The 19,077-nt window shown below is 44.8% G+C and carries 21 protein-coding genes; 17 read left to right on the forward strand and 4 right to left on the reverse strand.

Annotation, left to right across the window (positions count from 1 at the left end):
• From GX089_04165 to GX089_04240, 16 genes are all read left to right on the forward strand, one after another.
• On the forward strand, positions 1 to 660 hold a 660-nt coding region (locus GX089_04165; GenBank protein ID NLP01668.1), incomplete at its 5' end, for an RnfABCDGE type electron transport complex subunit D.
• Positions 657 to 1,307, forward strand: a complete 651-nt coding sequence (locus GX089_04170) for an FMN-binding protein (protein NLP01669.1) — start codon at positions 657 to 659, stop codon at positions 1,305 to 1,307. The genes GX089_04165 and GX089_04170, both read left to right, overlap by 4 nt.
• Positions 1,308 to 1,309: 2 nt before the next feature.
• Complete coding sequence (locus GX089_04175) at positions 1,310 to 1,903, forward strand: electron transport complex subunit E (GenBank protein NLP01670.1); 594 nt, start codon at positions 1,310 to 1,312, stop codon at positions 1,901 to 1,903.
• 2 nt (positions 1,904 to 1,905) lie between these two features.
• On the forward strand, positions 1,906 to 2,529 hold the full coding sequence (locus GX089_04180; GenBank protein ID NLP01671.1) for an RnfABCDGE type electron transport complex subunit A: 624 nt from the start codon (positions 1,906 to 1,908) through the stop codon (positions 2,527 to 2,529).
• Complete coding sequence (locus GX089_04185; GenBank protein NLP01672.1) at positions 2,526 to 3,548, forward strand: RnfABCDGE type electron transport complex subunit B; 1,023 nt, start codon at positions 2,526 to 2,528, stop codon at positions 3,546 to 3,548. The genes GX089_04180 and GX089_04185 overlap by 4 nt, the downstream gene beginning before the upstream one ends.
• Positions 3,549 to 3,766: 218 nt before the next feature.
• A complete protein-coding gene (locus tag GX089_04190; GenBank protein NLP01673.1) occupies positions 3,767 to 4,000 on the forward strand; it encodes a hypothetical protein in 234 nt (77 codons plus the stop codon).
• A 108-nt stretch (positions 4,001 to 4,108) separates the two neighbouring features.
• Positions 4,109 to 6,370, forward strand: coding sequence for a LysM peptidoglycan-binding domain-containing protein (locus tag GX089_04195; GenBank protein ID NLP01674.1), 2,262 nt, complete (start codon positions 4,109 to 4,111; stop codon positions 6,368 to 6,370).
• Positions 6,367 to 7,248: a signal peptide peptidase SppA gene (gene sppA / locus GX089_04200; GenBank protein NLP01675.1), complete on the forward strand. Its 882-nt coding sequence runs from the start codon at positions 6,367 to 6,369 to the stop codon at positions 7,246 to 7,248. Before GX089_04195 ends, sppA begins: the two co-directional genes overlap by 4 nt.
• A gap of 135 nt (positions 7,249 to 7,383) precedes the next feature.
• The gene (locus tag GX089_04205) at positions 7,384 to 7,554 is read left to right on the forward strand and encodes a hypothetical protein (GenBank protein ID NLP01676.1); all 171 of its coding nucleotides are present in this window, start codon (positions 7,384 to 7,386) and stop codon (positions 7,552 to 7,554) included.
• 447 nt (positions 7,555 to 8,001) lie between these two features.
• Positions 8,002 to 8,928, forward strand: coding sequence for an ATP-binding cassette domain-containing protein (locus GX089_04210; GenBank protein ID NLP01677.1), 927 nt, complete (start codon positions 8,002 to 8,004; stop codon positions 8,926 to 8,928).
• A gap of 3 nt (positions 8,929 to 8,931) precedes the next feature.
• Complete coding sequence (locus tag GX089_04215; GenBank protein ID NLP01678.1) at positions 8,932 to 9,648, forward strand: ABC transporter permease subunit; 717 nt, start codon at positions 8,932 to 8,934, stop codon at positions 9,646 to 9,648.
• Positions 9,649 to 9,678: 30 nt separating this feature from the next.
• Positions 9,679 to 11,400 (forward strand): GldG family protein, encoded by a 1,722-nt coding sequence (locus GX089_04220; protein ID NLP01679.1) that lies wholly within the window; start codon positions 9,679 to 9,681, stop codon positions 11,398 to 11,400.
• Complete coding sequence (locus GX089_04225; GenBank protein ID NLP01680.1) at positions 11,401 to 12,432, forward strand: DUF4340 domain-containing protein; 1,032 nt, start codon at positions 11,401 to 11,403, stop codon at positions 12,430 to 12,432.
• Positions 12,433 to 12,534: 102 nt separating this feature from the next.
• A complete protein-coding gene (yedF, locus tag GX089_04230; GenBank protein NLP01681.1) occupies positions 12,535 to 13,143 on the forward strand; it encodes a sulfurtransferase-like selenium metabolism protein YedF in 609 nt (202 codons plus the stop codon).
• A gap of 12 nt (positions 13,144 to 13,155) precedes the next feature.
• Positions 13,156 to 14,277, forward strand: coding sequence for an aminotransferase class V-fold PLP-dependent enzyme (locus GX089_04235; protein ID NLP01682.1), 1,122 nt, complete (start codon positions 13,156 to 13,158; stop codon positions 14,275 to 14,277).
• On the forward strand, positions 14,274 to 14,486 hold the full coding sequence (locus GX089_04240) for a DUF3343 domain-containing protein (protein ID NLP01683.1): 213 nt from the start codon (positions 14,274 to 14,276) through the stop codon (positions 14,484 to 14,486). The genes GX089_04235 and GX089_04240 overlap by 4 nt, the downstream gene beginning before the upstream one ends.
• Positions 14,487 to 14,604: 118 nt before the next feature.
• On the opposite strand, the gene GX089_04245 is transcribed toward GX089_04240, so the two are convergent.
• From GX089_04245 to GX089_04260, 4 genes are all read right to left on the reverse strand, one after another.
• A complete protein-coding gene (locus GX089_04245) occupies positions 14,605 to 14,934 on the reverse strand; it encodes a hypothetical protein (GenBank protein ID NLP01684.1) in 330 nt (109 codons plus the stop codon).
• Between the two features lie 30 nt (positions 14,935 to 14,964).
• The gene (locus tag GX089_04250) at positions 14,965 to 15,840 is read right to left on the reverse strand and encodes a tRNA threonylcarbamoyladenosine dehydratase (GenBank protein NLP01685.1); all 876 of its coding nucleotides are present in this window, start codon (positions 15,838 to 15,840) and stop codon (positions 14,965 to 14,967) included.
• A 71-nt stretch (positions 15,841 to 15,911) separates the two neighbouring features.
• The gene (locus tag GX089_04255; protein NLP01686.1) at positions 15,912 to 16,610 is read right to left on the reverse strand and encodes a class I SAM-dependent methyltransferase; all 699 of its coding nucleotides are present in this window, start codon (positions 16,608 to 16,610) and stop codon (positions 15,912 to 15,914) included.
• Positions 16,611 to 16,652: 42 nt separating this feature from the next.
• Entirely contained in the window at positions 16,653 to 17,597 is a 945-nt protein-coding gene (locus GX089_04260) for an alpha/beta hydrolase (protein ID NLP01687.1), read from the reverse strand.
• A 305-nt stretch (positions 17,598 to 17,902) separates the two neighbouring features.
• Between GX089_04260 and GX089_04265 the strand changes: the two genes are divergently transcribed.
• The coding region (locus GX089_04265; GenBank protein NLP01688.1) for a U32 family peptidase at positions 17,903 to 19,077 on the forward strand (1,175 nt) is incomplete at its 3' end.

The following is a 19,077-nucleotide window of genomic DNA, read 5'->3' on the forward strand; positions in this document are numbered from 1 at the left end:
GGTGGCCTGGGGGGTAATTTTATCAACCCTGCGCTTGCAGGCCGCGCTTTTCTCATGGCATCTTATCCGGCTGCCATGACCAGTTTTACTGCGCCGAAACTCGGGACGATATCCGGATTAGACGGTATTACCAGCGCCACTCCTCTTGCTCACTTCAAGCTCTCAATGATGAACGGGTCTTTCCAGGCTCTCGATTTCCAGGATGCAATCTATAACCTGTTTACAGGGAATGTAGGAGGGTGTATCGGAGAGACATCCGCCATAGCGCTTCTGTTGGGAGCGATGATACTCTGGTACAAGAGAATTATCGGTTTTGCGATTCCTTTGTTCTATATCGGGACAGTCTTTGTTCTTTTCTGGCTTTTTAACGGAACAGGTGATCTCTTTACATCGGGAGCAATTATTGTCCCCACGTATCAGATACTTGCGGGTGGATTGCTGCTTGGGGCCTTTTTCATGGCAACAGACATGGTTACATCACCCATAACACCAAATGGAAAGATTGTATTTGGTATCGGCTGTGGTGTTTTGACCTTTGTGATACGCAAGTTCGGAGGATATCCTGAGGGAGTTTCTTATTCCATATTATTGATGAACCTGTTAGTCCCTCTTATTGAGAAGTATACACGTCCCAGGATTTACGGGAGGGTAAAGAAGTGAAAGATATTATTAAGCTTACTTTGGTAATTACAATCATATCTGTTATAGCGGCACTGATAATCGCTTTTACCTTTGTCAAAACAAAGGATACGATTGCAGCCGGGCAGAAACAGGCACAGGAGGAAGCGCTGAAGCTTGTGGTTCCTGAGGGTTTTGAAATCTCAGAGAAAACCGGCGATGATTCCTCAGTGCCTCAGCAGTACTGGGTTGCTGAAAAAGGTGATGAGGTTCTATATATTTTCAAGATTGCCAGCACCGGATATTCCAGCAATATCGTTTATCTGGTAAGTATTGATACCAACGGCGGTATTCAGGGAATGACTGTTACGGAACAGTCAGAAACTCCCGGACTTGGGACAAGGGTCCAGGAGGTGATTTCAAAGAAATACATCTGGAACGGGCTTTTTAGTGAAAAAGAAAAGGGAAACGCCTGGTTTACAGAGCAATTCAAGGGAATCAACATATATAATGATATTACCATTGATAAATCAATGGGAGAGTGGCATAAACTCGATGAGACATCAAAAGCCTCTCTGAGAGATAAAAACGGCATTACCGCTATAACAGGAGCAACAGTCTCGACCATTGCAGTTGCCAGGGGACTGGTTACCAAAGCAAGGGCATATCTACAAGCGATTCGGGGTTAGAAATGTTAAAAGGTGAATTGAAACGTGGATTATTGACTGAGAATCCGATTTTTGTTCTGGTTCTGGGCCTCTGCCCCTCGATGGCAACAAGTACATCGATTGAAAACGGCATAGGTATGGGCCTGGCGGCTACATTTGTGCTTGCCTGCTCAAATGTGATTATTTCACTTGTCCGGAAAATGATTCCTGACAAGGTAAGAATCCCCTGTTTTATAGTGATCATAGCCACATTTGTAACTGTAGTCCAGTTTCTGATGAAAGCGTATCTTCCGGCGCTGGATAAGCAGTTAGGCATTTTCGTTCCACTGATAGTGGTCAACTGTATTATCCTGGGAAGAGCGGAAGCATTCGCATCGAAAAGCAATGTTTTCCAGTCACTTATTGACGGAGTCGTGATCGGGCTTGGCTTTACACTGGCTCTCTTTATTCTGAGCTTTATCAGAGAATCGATCGGAAGCAACAAACTTCTGGGACTGAAGTTCTTACCCGGATATGAACCAATGACCATTTTTATACTGGCTCCGGGTGGCTTTTTCACAATCGCTCTGGTTATGGGTCTGATCCGCCACTTCAGTAACCGCAAGAGGAGTGCATAGTAATGGAATCGATTACCAGTCTTATTGGAATTTCGATCGGTGCTGTTCTGATTAACAACTTTGTTTTATCCCGTTTTCTGGGTCTGTGTCCTTTTTTCGGTGTATCAAAAAAGCTCTCCAGTGCCATAGGGATGGGAATGGCTGTGATATTTGTCATGGCCATGGCATCGAGTTTCACCTGGGTGATCAACAGCTATATTCTTGTGAAGTTCGGGGTAGATTATCTGCAAACCATTGTATTTATTCTGGTTATTGCGGCTCTGGTGCAGCTTGTTGAGATGGCGCTGCAGAAGTACTCCCCTGCCCTTTATGAGGCATTAGGGATATATCTGCCGCTTATTACCACCAACTGCGCAGTGCTTGGAGTAGCTATCATCAACACAGGAGTAAATCAATTGACAGGCAATCCGTACTCCTTTATTGAAAGCCTTGTAAACGGGGTGACATCAGGAGTAGGTTTTATGCTGGCTTTGATTTTAATGGCAGGCATAAGAGAGAAACTGGAACTGGCCAATGTTCCAAAGGCAATGGAGGGCTTGCCGATAACTTTCATTACAGCAGGCTTGATGGCGTTGGCATTTCTTGGTTTTGCAGGCCTGAATTTCTTTAAATCGTTCGGAGGATGAGCGTGGAGATATTATTACCGGTACTGATTGTAGGTTCTATCGGTTTGTTATTAGGAGCAGGTCTGGGAGTAGCCTCAAAAAAGCTTCATGTCTTTGTTGATGAGCGCATTTCCAGGATTCAGGAGGTTCTCCCAGGTGCAAACTGTGGAGCCTGCGGTTTTCCCGGCTGCAGCGGATTTGCCAAAGCCGTTGTAGAGGGTAAAGCAAATCCTTCCGGGTGTGTTCCCGGAGGTTCAAAAACTGCTCATCTTGTTGCTGATATCATGGGTGTAACTGCTACGACATCGGAACCGATGGTCGCAGTAGTGCATTGTAAAGGCGGTAAAAAAGAGGCTCTGGAAAGAGCTGTTTACAATGGTATCCAGGACTGCAATGCAGCAATAATGACCGGTAATGGATCAAAAGTCTGCCAGGATGGGTGTCTGGGGCTAGGAACTTGCGTCAGGGCGTGTCCTTTTGATGCATTACACATAACTGCAAACGGCGTTGCAGAAGTGGATGCAGAAAAGTGTACAGGTTGCGGTAACTGCGTAAAAGCCTGTCCCAGAAAGATAATCTCCATGGTTCCCAAAGCCCATCAGATCTTTCTTGCCTGTTCCAATCATGATAAAGGAGCAAAAGTCAAGAAATACTGCTCGGTGGGATGTACTGCATGCACGCTCTGTGTAAAGGCAACCCCTTCCGGAGCCATAAAAATGGAAAATAATCTTCCGGTTCTGGACTACTCTGCAAACGAGAACTTCATTACAGCTTGTTATAAATGCCCGTCGAAGTGTTTTACCGACAAGGTAAAGGTCCGTCCTGTCGCCAATATCGATACCAAATGTAATGGATGCGGGGATTGTGTTCCGGCTTGCCCTGTACCTGGAGCGATTACCGGTGAGAAAGATAAGCGTCACGTCATCGATAAGGAAAAATGTATAGGATGCGGGATCTGCCTCGATAAATGCGAACCCCACGCAATATCTCTCTGGGGTGCCACATCAATGCATAAAATCTCATCCAGAGATAAAGCCTGAAACCAGTGCTTCCGGCCTGAATATACTACCACAGGTATCCGGGAAAGTGCATGCTCTTGAGTCCCGAAACCCCGAAGTCAAGGGAATGCAAGCGTAACTCCTTAATATTCAAATACATAGGCTTACCAATAACTTGTACCATAAAATCATTGACACACTACCTGTTGTTGGGTATAATATAACTGGTCAGCATGAAACCATGTAACAGGAGGGTTACAATGCAGTTCCAGAAAGTGTCCTGTTCCCGGTGTGCGCAGTATCAAAATTGCCCTCAGAGAACAAGGATGTTTGTCAACTATTGCGGTTCTGACAGAAAGAGAGTCGAAAGTCTGATAAAAGAGGCTGTGATGGAATGCAGGGCACGCAAGGGTCACCTGTTTACCAGAGGCTTTCTTTTACAGATACAGAGTGGACTGATCCCAAAACCGGTAAATCTTTCATACACCTCCTGAGATTATTGCGCGAATTATCTCTCCATTATATTAATTTTAACCCCTGTAGGCAAAACCAGGTTTGTTTGCATTCATTTCTTCAGCCATACAGGGGTTTAATACTAAGCAGTGAAAAAATACAGGCTCCCGGGTTTTCTCTCGATTTACACATTTTTACTGTTCAGCGGCTGTGTAACCACCAGATCCAGCCTTGAGCAGTATGCTGTTGTTCAGGATGCACCATTTGTTGTAATAACTGAGGTTGATACCGCAACTGCAGAGATCGTTGAGGACACCTCCAGCACCATATCCGCTGCTCTTTCAGGGATGGTTGACAGTGCTGAAGTGCTCTGTGCTGAGGCGCGGTACGCTGAGGCGGATTCTATTCTTAAAGATGTTATCAGGATAGTCGGGAATAAGAATGCAGAGGCGGATTTTCCCGACAGCGAGTGTGTAAGCAGGATAGCAAAGATCTACGCAGAAGTAATGCCTCCTAACCTTCCGGTTCCTGAAGAGATCGCGATCATGGTATTCCAGCGTCAGATGTTCCGCTCCCTTGATTCCATCAAACTTCTGCCTTCTGATTCAATCGATCTGGAGAAGATAATCTGCCGCAAAGATATAGTTTATGATGTTCCAGTTGTCTGGAATGAACGTGTTCAGCGTGCTGTACATTATTACTTAAGCAGCAGAAAAACTACGATAAACAACTGGATCTCGCGCTCAGCTTTCTACCTTCCGTTTATGCAGAAGATGTTTGCAGACAGCGGGCTGCCATCTGATCTTGCATTTCTTCCTCTAATCGAGAGCGGATTCAATCCAAAGGCTTACTCTCGCGCGCACGCATCGGGAATCTGGCAATTTATCTCCTCTACCGGGAAAATTTATGGACTGAGGAATAATTACTGGTTAGATGAGCGGCGTGACCCAATAAAATCGACTGTGGCGGCAATCCGCTACCTTAAGAAGCTCTACAGGGACTTTGGTGACTGGCATCTTGCTCTGGCCGCATATAACTGCGGAGAAGGCGGTCTGAGGCGGGCCATGGTCAAGTGCAGTACAACTGATTACTGGTCTCTTACACTGCCATCTGAGACTATGAATTATGTACCGCTTTACCTGGCAGCACTCACCATAGCCAAAAACCCGGATTGTTTCGGATATGCAAAGAGCGTCATTGATACATTCTCTTTTGATACCGTTTCGGTAAATGAGTGTCTGGACATGAAAGAAATTGCCGAGGGAATCGGGGTACCTTTAGACACAATCATGAAGATAAACCCTCATATTCTGCACTGGTGTACCCCGCCTGACCTTTCGGATGTTTCTTTATACCTTCCCAGGGGATACAAGGAGAACTTTAAGACATTCCTTGCCAATTTCCCTGAGGAGAAAAAAGTGAAGTGGTACAGGTACACGATTCGCAGAGGAGACAACCTTGGTGCGATCGCACGTAAATTCGGAGTTCCAATTGAACCTATCAGAACAGTAAACAGGTTGAAGGGTAGTCGGATCGTGGCAGGGAAACATCTGTTCATACCCATTCCGGCCAAAGGAGCAGATGAGCAGGTTTTAAAGAAGCTTGAATATAAAGAAGATGAAGCAGAGAAGATAGTAGAATCAGCGGACAAGAATAAGATCAGATACAGGGTCAGGCAGGGCGATACTCTCTGGCGTCTTTCAGAGTTATTCAGTGTAACAGTAGAAGATATAAGAAGATGGAATAATCTCAGTGATGATACGGCGATCAGAGCAGGGCAGATCCTGACAATTTTCAGAACTTCAAAAAATGGTTCAGTTTCAGAGCCGGCTAGCGAAGACGGGATGTATGAGGTTAAACGTGGTGACACTCCTTCATCGATTGCCCGCCAGTTTAATATCAGCATCGACAAACTGATCGAGCTCAATGATCTGGATCCCCACAAGCCGGTCATTTTCGCAGGGAAGAAACTTGTGGTGGCAGAGAAGCAAGGATCCAGGCAGGTTCAGGGTCCACCGCCAGAGAACCCGCGGAAAGAAAGAGTTCCGGCAGATATAATAAGCGGGAACTATATCAGGTATCAGGTTTCAAAAGGGGACAATATTTACAGGATCTCCCAGAATTTTTCCATTCCGCTCGAGTCTTTATTATCAGCAAACAATCTCGATGAAAACGCCGTGATAAAAGCTGGAGACATACTACTTATTCCGGGACCCGGGGGCAATAAAAATGAGCGTAATGATGTGAAGCAGGTTTTATTTTACAGGGTCAAAGAGGGTGACAATCTCTGGCGGATAGCCACATCTCACGGTGTACCGGTTGAAAAGCTTTACGAATACAATGGTCTGAGTCCGGATTCAGTTCTTATGCCCGGAGATACAATAAAGATCATAAAGGCAGGTGAAAAGTGAGAATTATTCAGCGTCTTGTCATCGCACTGATTCTGCTGGCTCCGGTGATGCTGGGGATTTTTATTCTTTTGAGCCCAGGATTCGACAAGGATAGAGGAATCGCAGGAGGATTCAAGAAGATCGGACTTGTGCGGATTGAGGGTGTGATAAGTGAGTCTTACAGTATTGTCAAGCAACTGCGGTCATTTCGTTTTGATAATTCAATAGCGGGTATTCTGATACGGGTAGATTCTCCAGGCGGCAGTGTTGCTCCTTCTCAGGAGATCTACAGTGAGATTTCCAAAATAGAAAAGCCGGTAATTGTGAGCATGGGAAACCTGGCCGCATCGGGTGGTTATTATGTTTCCAGTCCTGCAAGGAGGATATTTGCTGATCCCGGCACTCTGACTGGAAGTATCGGAGTGATCTTTTCTTTACCGCTTGTGGAAGAGTTATCAAAGAAAATCGGTATTGAAATGAGAATCCTGACAGCAGGGAAGTACAAGGATCTCACCAGCATTTACAGGGAAATGTCTGATGGTGAAAGGAAGATACTTCAGTCTTTGCTTGATGATACTCACGATCAGTTTATAAGCGATGTAGCGAAGGCGCGGAAAATGAGCAAGGATTCGGTATCGGCGATAGCTGACGGGAGGATCTTTACCGGAAGGCAGGCAATAGAGGTGGGTCTGGTGGATACCCTGGGAGGGTTTGAAGAGGCACTGGACTATTTAAGGGAGACTTCAGGTCTTAGCCGTAAAGCAAAAGTAGTAGAGAGAAGAGAGAGGATCACTGCTTTCCGGAAGTGGATTGTAGAGGAAATAGCCGATATTTTTCCTCAGCTTCAGAGCCTTCTTTCCCCACCGGGACCCCAGTATCTGTTTTATCCCGGAAGCTGACATTTGTGGAAAATGCGGGACTGCTCACAATTTATCTGGCGTCAGAGTATTGTCAATATTAATATTAAAGGTTAAATTATAGAACTCATGATACTTGATGGTATCTTTTTGTAATCTATATCCAAGGAGGAAAAAATGGGCATTCAAAATCTTCTCGATGAAGTAGAAGTTCTCAAACAGGAATACGAAAAGTTTGAACGTGGGAACAAATCTGCTGGAACCCGTGCTCGTAAGAGCCTCCAGAACATCAAAAAAATCGCACAGGATCTGCGGGTAGAGATACAGGAAGCAAAGAAATCCGAATAATTTTTAATATGATTACAGAAGAGGAGGTTATCAGGACTTAGCGTCTGAAAAGAACCCCCTCTTTTTTTATATGTTCTTCTGATTTCAAGTCTCTCCTTCTGGTGAGTACATTCCAATACAAAGCCTGAAATATTTCCCTCGAAGTCTCGTTGAAATACAAATGAGGTTACAGATAATTCTGCAATTGAGTGACAATTTTCAGGTACACTGAACCGTACTCTGTTTCTTTCAGAATTGTATGCGTATTATGGCGCCATTGGACAGTAAATATTTGATGTATCATTATTTCCCGGAGAGAAAATTGTTTATTTCAAAGAAAAAGCCTGGTACGGTTGACAATCATTTATCCGGAAAACCATTTTTTAAAACCCTGCAAAACTGTTTACCTAATCATTCATCTTTGTTCAAATATGGTGGTGTACGATGAGTTCAACAAACAATCATTTCATGTTAGAGGTTAAGAACCTCAACAAGAAGTTTGGTGAAGTACATGCAGTCCGTAACCTGAATTTCCAGATCAAAAAGGGTGAGATCTTCGGGTTCCTGGGTCCAAACGGTGCAGGTAAATCCACAACTATGCGTATGATTACCTGTTACATCCCGCCTTCATCCGGATCTATTCAGGTAGATGGACACGATACTCTGACTGAGGGGTTGCCTGTCCGCAAAAAGATCGGATACCTGCCTGAGAACAATCCTCTGTACAATGATATGAAGGTACAGGAATACCTGAGCTTTGTAGGCGAGATACGGGGAATAAAGGGCAGCAGCCTTAAGAAGAGGATCGATGAGCTTTTTGCGATCTGCGGGTTGAACAAGATGGCTCAGAGGCAGATTGGCAAACTCTCAAAAGGGTATCGTCAGAGAGTGGGTCTTGCCCAGGCGATGATGCACAACCCTGATCTTCTGATTCTTGACGAGCCGATGTCAGGTCTTGATCCCAACCAGATAATCGAGATCAGACATTTGATAAAGAGCCTTGGTCAGGAAAAGACAGTTATCTACTGTTCTCATATCCTTTCAGAGGTTAGTGCGACCTGTAACCGTATTCTTATTATCAATGAGGGGCAGATAGTGGCTACCGGTACTCCGGACGAGCTCACATCAAGGTCAAGCAAAGGCAACCGTTATCTGACAAGAATAAAGGGCGACCGTGCGGACATTGAAGGCAAGCTCTCATCTATTCCGGGAGTAAGCGGGGTTCAGGTGGTCAATGTCGCCTCAGAGTGGGTTACCGCTGAAGTCATAGCCACACAGGATGATATAGGCGAAGCGATTTTCAGATGTGTAGTGGACAACGGACTCAGCCTTGCGGAGTTGAAGAGAGAATCTGCAAGCCTGGAAGATGTATTCACACAATTGACGAGGGGATAATCCATGAGCAGTATACTTACTATCTTCAAAAAAGAATTCAAGTCATTTTTTATCTCTCCTATAGCCTATGTGTTTATCACTGTTTACCTGGTGATAACAGGATTTCTGTTTTTCCAGAGTTTCTTTTTAATCAACCAGGCGGATATGAGAGGTTATTTCAGCCTTCTTCCCTGGGTTTTTCTGTTTTTTGTACCGGCGATCACGATGAGGAGCTGGGCAGAAGAGAAGAAAGTAAAGACACTGGAACTTCTTCTTTCCTGGCCGGTAAGTGATTTCCAGGTGGTATTTGGAAAATTTCTGGCAGCATTCGGATTCCTTTCCATTGCCATTCTCCTCTCGGTCACCATTCCCATTACAATCTCAATACTTGGTTCACCTGATCCCGGTCCCATAATCGGTGGTTATATGGGAGCGCTTCTGATGGGAGCGGCCTATCTTTCCATCGGGCTCTGGGTGTCATCCTACACTGAAAACCAGATCGTGGCTTTTATCCTGGGAGTTGTGGTTACATTTGTTTTCTTCTTCATAGGCAGCCCGTTTGTCACCATGGTTGCGCCATCGTGGCTGGTTCCGATAATGAATTATATCGGTCTGGGAAATCACTTTGAGAGTATCGAAAGAGGTGTTATCGACAGCCGTGATATTCTTTATTATTTATCAATAACAGGCTTTTTTCTGTTCTTGAATGTACAGTCATTAGGCAGCAGGAAGTGGGAATAAACCTATTCTGAAGGAAACGGAAACACAATTATGGAAGCAAAAAAAATTAAAAATCGCACACAGCTCCTGATTTACATACTTGTGATTCTGGGGTTGCTTGTTGTTGTCAATTACCTCGGTACAAAATGGTTCAAGAGAATCGATATGACAGAAGGTAAGGAATACAGTATCTCCGCTTCTACAAAGAAGATACTGAAAAACCTCGATGACATAGTGAACATCAAGGTCTATTTCTCCAAAAACCTTCCTCCAAACCTGACGAAAGTCGCCACTGATGTCAAAGACATTCTCTCAGAATACAAAGCTTACGCCGGCAAGAATCTCAGGATTACCTGGGAAGATCCCGCTGAGAACGATGATGCCAGATCGATGGCCAGATCTTTAGGTATTCCCGAAGTTCAGATGCAGACCTTTGAGAAGGACAAGGCGCAGGTAATAAATGGGTATCTTGGTATCGCTGTTCTCTACGAGGATAAAAAAGAAACTCTTCCGGTCGTACAGAATCTTCAGAACCTCGAATACGACCTGACAATGGCAGTGATGAAGGTGTCACGCAAGTCAATACCAAAAATCGGTATTCTCAAAATAGACACTCTTCCGCCCAAGCCTCCGTTTATGCAGCAAGCTCCAAACAGCATTCCGGAGACCACAGAGGAAAAACTGGCTCAAGCCTATGAAAATCTCCGTACAAACTATGAGGTTGTAACTGTTGACCTTTCAAAAGGCGACCCTGTTGACAGCACCCTGAAGACTCTGATAATCCCAGGTGTTGCCAACATGACAGAGCGCAAAATTTTCGAAATCGATCAGTATTTCATGAAGGGTGGAAATCTAATTGTTATGGCTGACGCCATCGAAGTGAGCATGCAGATGGGTGTCAGGGCAATACCTCAGGAATCAAAACTCTTTGATCTTCTTGAGCACTACGGTGTACGCATCGAGAAAAACATGGTTCTGGATGGACAGTGCGGTCAGGTATCGGTTCCGCAGAAGTTCGGTCCATTCCAGATGAATGTCGCGGTCCCCTACCCTTACTTTGTCAGGTTGAACCAGGAAAGTTTCGAGAAGAAGAATCCTGCTGTTGCTCCTCTTTCAGATGTGTTTTTTCCGTGGGTAAGCTCTCTTACATTGCTGGTTGACAAGGATTCCTCCAAGGAAAAATCATCTGTACAGGCGACAGTACTTGCCCGTTCAAGCGAGAAGAGCTGGACCGCAACCGGTTATTTCGATCTGAATCCTCAGCAGAAATGGGCTCCACCGGAAAATTCATTGAGTCAGTATAACCTCGCCGCACATCTGAGCGGTGATTTCAACAGTTACTTCGCCGGCAAACCGGTTCCACCCGTAAATGACGCAGGTGATACACTGAGCCAGATTGCACTGAAACCCGGTTCTCAGGATGACAATCGTCAGGTAGTACCGTCTAATAAAAACGGAAATCTGGTGGTTATTGGTGACGGAGATTTTGTTTCGGGCCAGAATGCCATACAGGGAAATATAGCGATGCTGCTTAACCTTGTTGACTGGCTGTCACTCGATGATAATCTCATAGCGATACGTACCCGTTCACTTAAGGACCGTACCATTGAGGCAGACCTTCTGAAAGAAAACTCATCAAAACCCAACGTGATCCGCCTTGTCAATATTCTGGTGATGCCTCTTCTGGTTGTTGTGTTCGGTCTGATTGTTTTCATCAAGAGAAAAGAGCCTGTTACCGTTGTGTCACAGGAAAAAGCAGAGGAGAAGAAGTAAATGAATGGAAAGAAGCTTTTAGTTATTACAGGAATTCTGGTAGTCGCCGTTCTGGTGATAATTTTAAGCGAGAAGTTGACTAACAGTTCTCCATCCAGCAAATCGGCATTGTTTTTCCCGGGGATGACCGAAAAAGACATTTCATCGGTTACAATAAAGGATTCAAACGGATCCGTCAAGATCCGCCGCAAGGGTGATATCTGGGTTGTCTCTAGTGTTGTTGCTGCAGACAAGGACAGCACAGAGTCTCCAGTCGGGGAAACCAAGACTCCGGCTTCCTCAGATGTGGAGGAGTGGGCTGCTGACAGCGCATCTGTGGCTGCAGTTCTGGAAAAGCTGACCAGCATGAAAAAGGATGAATTGATTTCTGAGAATCCTGAAAAACAGGCGATTTTCGAAGTTGACAGCACATCCGGTGTTCTCGTTGACGTGTTCGATGCGGGCAGTAAACTGAAAGGTTCTTTCCGGATCGGTAAAAACGGGCCTGACTGGAGCAGCAATTATGTAAGGATGATCGGCTCCAACTCGGTTTATATGGTGAAGGGAAGTATCAAGTACTCGTTTTTTACAGAACTTAAACGGTGGAGAGATAAATCCATTGTCAAATTCGACAAAGAATCTGCCTCAAAGATCAGTCTGAAAAGAAAAGACGGTACAGTCCTTACAGTTGCAAAGGCCGATACAGCCTGGAGCATCACTGAACCTTTTGCAAGTCCGGCTAAAAAGGATCAAATCGATCAGTTGCTCAACAGTCTTTCCAGACTCACTGCAACCGATTTTGAAACAACCTCAGACGATTCCGCACTGGGACTCCTGAATCCGGAACTTTCTGCTGACATCGCTTTCTCCAATGGCTCATCCAAAAAAGTCATTTTCGGCACGAAAGATTCAGCAAACAGATACAGGGTCAAAGCCGAGGGTAAAGACGTCGTATTTCTTATCAATGAATATGAATTCAGCAACATAAACAAGGATGCTGCTTCAGTGAAAGAGGAAGTCGCAGCTGATACAACATCGGAAACAAAAAAGTAACAAAAATGCCAAAACCCCTGCTACAGCAGGGGTTTTTTATCTCTCACTTATTCTCCTCTCCAGAAAAGCAGCATCAATAGTAAAAATCAGAACGGACTGCACATGAAAGAGAAACTGGTTGACGCACGAGGACAGGTCTGTCCCATGCCTCTTATCATGACAAAGAAGGCTTTAAAAGATCTCGGTACCGGGCAACCTTTACGCATTCTTATTGATAATGAAACATCGAAACAGAATGTGATGCGATTTCTATCCGATAACGGGATCAAAGCTGAATGTGAGGAGGAAAATGGTACCTTTACTCTGAGACTCTTCGGTGCTCCTGCCACCCTCTCACATCCTGATGTCCAGAGTTACTGCAACACCGGTGAAGCAAAGCCTCATGTGGTCGTGATCAGCAGTGACAAAATGGGAAGGGGTTCTGATGAACTCGGGGAGATTCTCATCAAAGCTTTTATAAACACGATAAAAGAGGTCAGTCCACTTCCCGGATCTGTAGTTTTTTACAACAGCGGTATTTTCTTTACCCTTAAGGATTCGCCGGTTCTGGAATCCCTGGTGGAACTGGAGAGAGCCGGTGTGAAAGTATTGATCTGCGGAACCTGCCTTAATTATTATGAAAAAAAAGAGCAGATCGGAGTTGGCACGGTTTCAAATATGTATACGATTCTGGAGACGCTCAGTAATGCAAGCCACATTGTGTGTCCCTGAGACAATGCAATGATGATCAACAAATATTTTGATAATGCAGCTACATCATTTCCCAAACCAGCTTCTGTAGCAGAATACATATCAAAGTATCTTACAGAATCAGGCGGGACTTACGGCCGAAGCGCGTATCTCCGCGTTCTTGAATCATCGGAAACAGTCGAGAGAGTCCGGGAGAAACTTGCAGAAAAAACAGGTGTAGCCAAGCCTGAAAATATCACTTTTACACCCAATGCAACTACAGCTATCAACACGGTGCTGTTTGGCCTGAACCTGCATGACTGCCGTGTGCTCATATCACCTCTGGAACACAATGCTGTGATGCGGCCTCTCTTTGAAATCTGCCAAAGGTTCAATGTCAGCTTCGATATACTGCCGCACGGTCCTGACGGTCTGGTGGAAGTCAAAAAGATTAAAGATGCTATAAAGCCATCAACACGCCTTGTCATCATAAACCATCATAGCAATGTAAACGGCCTCATTCAGCCCCTTTCAGAAATAAAGAGAGAAGCAGGAGAGATACCTGTTCTTGCTGATCTTGCTCAATCCCTGGGACATACAGATATTTTTCTCGATTCATGGAATATCGATTTTGCCGCCTTTACAGGCCACAAAGGTCTTCTAGGCCCCACCGGCACCGGAGGTCTTTACTGCAAAGATCCCGGAAAGATTTCACCGCTTATTTACGGAGGCACAGGAAGCAGATCGGAAAGTTTCGAGATGCCATCCTTTACTCCAGATAAATTCGAAGCAGGAACACCCAATATAGCCGGAATCTACGGGTTGCTTGGCAGCCTCGAAAACTATCCTGAGCCTGCCCATTCAAATAAGGACATTCTTGAACTGATGGATCAGATAAGCAGAATTGAAAAGGTAAAGGTATTCAGATCCAGAGATGTTAAGTTACAGGGCACTCTGTTTTCCATCACTCACGAGCAGCATAGCTGCAGCCGCATAGCAGCAGAACTCTACTCGGAATATGGTATAGAGGTGCGATCAGGGTTACATTGCGCTCCTCTGGCACACAAAACTCTCGGTACTTTTCCCTCAGGAACAGTCCGGTTCGCGCCCTCCCCTACCCATACGATAGAGGATTTCCGGTATCTTTACGAAGCAGTAAGAGACGTTTGCAAATGAGATTGCTGGCTCTTTTCAGGTCAACAAGGGAAGTTATCGGGGCCGAAAAGCTTTGCAGAGCAGAGGGTATTTCCTGCAAGTCGATTCCGGTTCCCCGGGAGATCTCCTCTGAATGCGGGATAGCACTTGAATTCTCTCCTGAAGACAAAGAAAAGGCAACGGCACTGTTTAATAAAGAATCGGTGAGTTTCAGTTTTTACGAGGTTTGAGTCGAGTCTCAACACTAAGAATACTATCCAGACGGATAAAATATTCGATACCGATGCCGATTCCGATACCAACCCCGAACTGGAGAGTGAATATCGGTGCCTTCAAGGAAAAAGGACATCAATCCTGGGCACCACCGCCAGTGTAGACAAATTTCTCAGTGCGGGCATGGAGATCATTATAAAGAAGATTTGCTTCCTCGGAAGTAGCTGAGCGAAAACGCTGGATCTTCTCCAGTTCCAGGGCACTTTTATTCTGAAGCAGAGCATCTTTGTACTCATCGGTATAAAAATGATCTATGGATTTAAAGACAGGCTCGTTGTTGATCCGCAGAGATAGAAGAGTGTTAATCTCCTGCATTGTAAGGGGATTTGACGTCGCGTTTCTACGCAGTTTTTCGATTTGAGAGTATTGTTTTGAGAAATGCGTTCTGGCGAATGAATCAGACATGTATATCTCCTTTTTTTGAATACCTTAAGATTATCCTTCATGCATGACCGGAACCTGCTCTGCCTCAGTGCTTACAGAAACCGATGTGTCGCTATTTATTATATCCTGAATAACAAGCCCGGCCAGCATAAAACCGAATACAGCGGTAATATGTACAGCAGAACCATTTATCTGTTTTTTCGTGCTGCACCAATCCTTTAATTCCCCGTTTCCGATCTTACCTGAAGAGGGACACATGCATGCTCCTGTCCCGCACCCGAAATTAATATCATAAGGTTCTGATGCAAGCTCATCACTGTAAACACAAGTGACCTCGCCACTAAAGCCGCGCCTTCGGAGCCTCTTTCTGACAAATCGTCCAAGCCTGCAGCCTTCAGTCTGCCAGAGAGATGCGATTTTTATCTTTGAGGGGTCAGTTTTGCAGGATGCACCAAGCGCAGAATAAACCTTTGCGCCCGATGCAGACGCGTTAATGATGAGTTCTACTTTACTACTGAGGCTATCGATCGCATCAATAACATAGCTGTATTTTTCCAGTTCGAATTCCGCAGCGGTATTGCGGTCATAAACCGACTGCATGGCATTGATCGATGCGACGGGATTAATAGAGATCAGCCTGTCCCGAAGCGCGGTGACTTTGACCTGCCCTGCTGTATCAAAAGTAGCCTGCACCTGACGGTTTATGTTGGTGATACAGATAATGTCTGAATCGACTATGGTCAGATGATGAATTCCGGAGCGGACGAGCGCTTCTGCACACCAGCTCCCTACCCCTCCTACGCCGAAAAGAATCACTGGGGTGTTCATAAGCCGTTCCAGGGCTTTACTGCCTGTTAAAAGTTCCAGACGCTGAAAAGCTCCAGATTGCTTTCTGCCGGTTTTCCGGGTTGTTTGATTGATTTCCATGAGAGTGTAAATTACAATTGTGGCTGGTTTTTTTTCAATATACAGAACTGATTTACGTGATAAAATGCTTATTATTGTTTTACCGCTCTCAATAAAAACTGAAATGTAAAGAAATCAAGAAGCTCATCTTCACGCAGTTTAAGATCATTTCCTGTGAGAATACGGGACAGTTCTTCCAGTTTCGCGGGAATTCCATGCTGTTTCCAGAGAGGGATTTGAGTTTCTGCATCCTTGTAATAGACGTTTGTCATCTTGATTATTTTAAAACCACAACTGCTGAAAAGTCTCACGATTCCGTTAAATGTAAAGAATCTCAGGTGAGTTTTATCCAGGATTCCTTCGTTATCATAGCCGAATTCCCCCTGGAGCAGACGCCCGATGACTTTCCCATTGCGGATATTTGGAATACTGGCCACAATAGAACCATCCTGCCTCAAACTGGTTTTCAGTTTCCCGAGAATATCCCAGGGATCTTTCAGGTGCTCAAGGACATCAGCACAAATAATTATATCGAAGAAATCCGTGGGGAGTTCCTTCCAGGCGGATTCAATATCGCTAATGAATACTTTATCATAAATTGATTCTGCGATTTGTGCAGCCTCAACAACCGGCTCTATTCCATATATAGATTCACAGCCTCTCTCTTTGAGAGTTTTCCCAAGTCTTCCGGCCCCACATCCTATATCCAGGATTTTTGCCATGGCAACAGAAGGCATGAGATCTAGAAGTTCACTGCGGTCTTTGCTGTAGTAATCTCCAGACAGATTCATTTACATTCATAATAAAGGGATAAGGTAAATACAGAGGGCTTCTCAGAGCAATCCTTTACAGTAATTCATGATTCTGGAAGCCATATCTTCCCCCTGAAGATACATCATAGCATGGGTTCCATTTTCGATGATTTCGAAACTGGCATGAGGGATAAACCTGGGGATAGAGCGTGCGCTCTTGAGGGGAATAGTTTTGTCTTTAGATCCATGCAGAGCCATCACCGGACATTTTATCTGAACAGCGTCCTCCGGCCCTTCACAAGTAGTTATAGCTCTTACGACCTGTCGGTACCAGTCGAGTTCTTTTACTTTGATGATACTGTTCAGTTCACGCATGGGGTTGTTTTTCCCGTTTAAAGAGTGTCCGTAAGCGTAGTTAATGAGCCAGCGGAGTTTGTAGTCGGGATTTTTCAGAATTATTCGAGCCATTTCTCTGCTTTTGATACGATCAAACCTTGAGGAGTTCATTATGAAAGTTGAAACCAGCACTAGTGCTCTGACCCGTCTTACATGTGAAGCTGCGAACCGGGTGGCAATACCACCGCCAAAAGAGACACCGCAGAGGTAAAGTGAATCGATACCCAGTGAATCGAGGAAATCATCAATGAGATATTTAAAGTCGTTCATGTCACCCCTGTAAACCTTAGAGGTTTCAGGAAAATTGTAGGCGATAAGCTGCCATTTCTCTGCAAGACTGCTCACATTCAGAAAATTCCTTCCATCGAAAGCCAGACCATGCAGAAAGAGGAAAACAGGAGCGTTTTTATCGGGTCCGGGGTGATAGTAGTAGCGATGAGTGAAGCCGCTTTCGGAAGAACGGAACTCTTTGTATTGCCACCCGCCTTTTATACCGATGTGCACATGACCGGCATTGGTGATTCCTTTATCCTTCTGTTTATAATTACGTGGAACAAAGTTAAGGGCGAGATTGATGGCGGTGCCGATGAGTCTAAGCGTAAAAGTGGTCATATATAGGTTTTCAAGCATAATCTGTACCATTCAGGGATAATGGATTCATCTCGGAGATGATTTTGTGATTTAATGATTTAGTTTCGATTTTACCCCTGAGGTGATTTTTTGATTTACGGCATTAAATCACTGTTTCACCCCAAGGTGACTTTTTAACTTAACGACTTAAGTTCCGAATTCATCTCAGAGGTAATTTTGTGATTTAACGATTTAAGTTCCGAATTCACCCCGGAGGTAACTCCGGTCCCCTCCTCACCCCAATATTTTACAAAATAATTCAACAGAGCCCAATTACAGGCCACCATTATCGTATTTTTCCCTCTATGAGTGAACTACTGGCACCAGCAGGATCAATAGAGAGTTTCCATGCAGCAGTTGAGGCCGGTGCTGATGCTGTCTACCTGGGACTCTCCGACTTCAATGCCCGTCTCAGGGCAAAAAATTTTACAGCCAAAACACTTTCATACCTCGTTCCCTATGCTCACAGACGTTCTGTTAAGATTTATGTCACCCTTAACACTCTTATCAAGCAGTCAGAAATAGAAAACCTGATCCACACTCTCTATCAACTGGAACAGATAGGAATCGATGGCATAATTGCAGCAGACCTGGGATTGGCAGAAATCGCCAGAAAATATTTTCCCAGACTCAGGCTCCACGCAAGTACACAGATGGCGATCCATAATTCAACCGGGATGAAGGCTGTCTCTAAACTGGGATTTTCACGCGTAGTTCTGGCGAGAGAACTCTCAATCCGTGAAATCACGATGATTAAAAACTCAAGCAGTCTGGAACTCGAAATCTTTATCCATGGCGCGCTCTGCTACAGTATCTCAGGGCTCTGTCTGGCAAGCAGCTTTTTAGGAGGCGCAAGCGGAAACCGCGGCAGATGCACTCAGGTCTGCCGCAGAAAATTCAACACATCAAGCACTACTGGTTACTTTTTCTCACCAGATGATTTCTGCGCACTGAAACATCTTTCCTCTTTGTTAAAGGCTGGAGTCACAAGCTTAAAAATTGAGGGCAGAATGAAGGGACCGGAGTATGTGCACACTGTAGTAAGCGCTTATCGTAAGTTTCTCGATTATCCCGAGAAATTTTCAGAAGCCGGCGAGATGCTTATAAATGACCTTGGCCGCCCTAAAACATCGTTTTTCCTCGATGAGACGCTAAAAAAACCGATCAACCCCGACTCTCCGTCAGGAACAGGAATAAAGCTTGGTGAAGTTCTTGAGTGCAGCGATGATCTTCTGAGAGTTGATTGCACTCAGGAGATCAGTTCCGGTGACCGAATCAGAATTCATGCAAAAGATGGTTTTGAGGGAATGGGTGTAAATGTACTGCATGCTGAGACGGTAAATGGTATTCTGGAACTTAAACTCAAGACCCCGGTGAAATGCAGTAAAGGAGACATGGTTTTTCTGGTAAGCAGGCGAAGTGCAAGCTCAAGATTCGATTCTTCATGGAGAATTGATTCTGATCCTGTTTTCTTCAAACC

It is taken from the genome of Fibrobacter sp., assembly GCA_012523595.1.
GTDB lineage: Bacteria > Fibrobacterota > Chitinivibrionia > Chitinivibrionales > Chitinispirillaceae > JAAYIG01.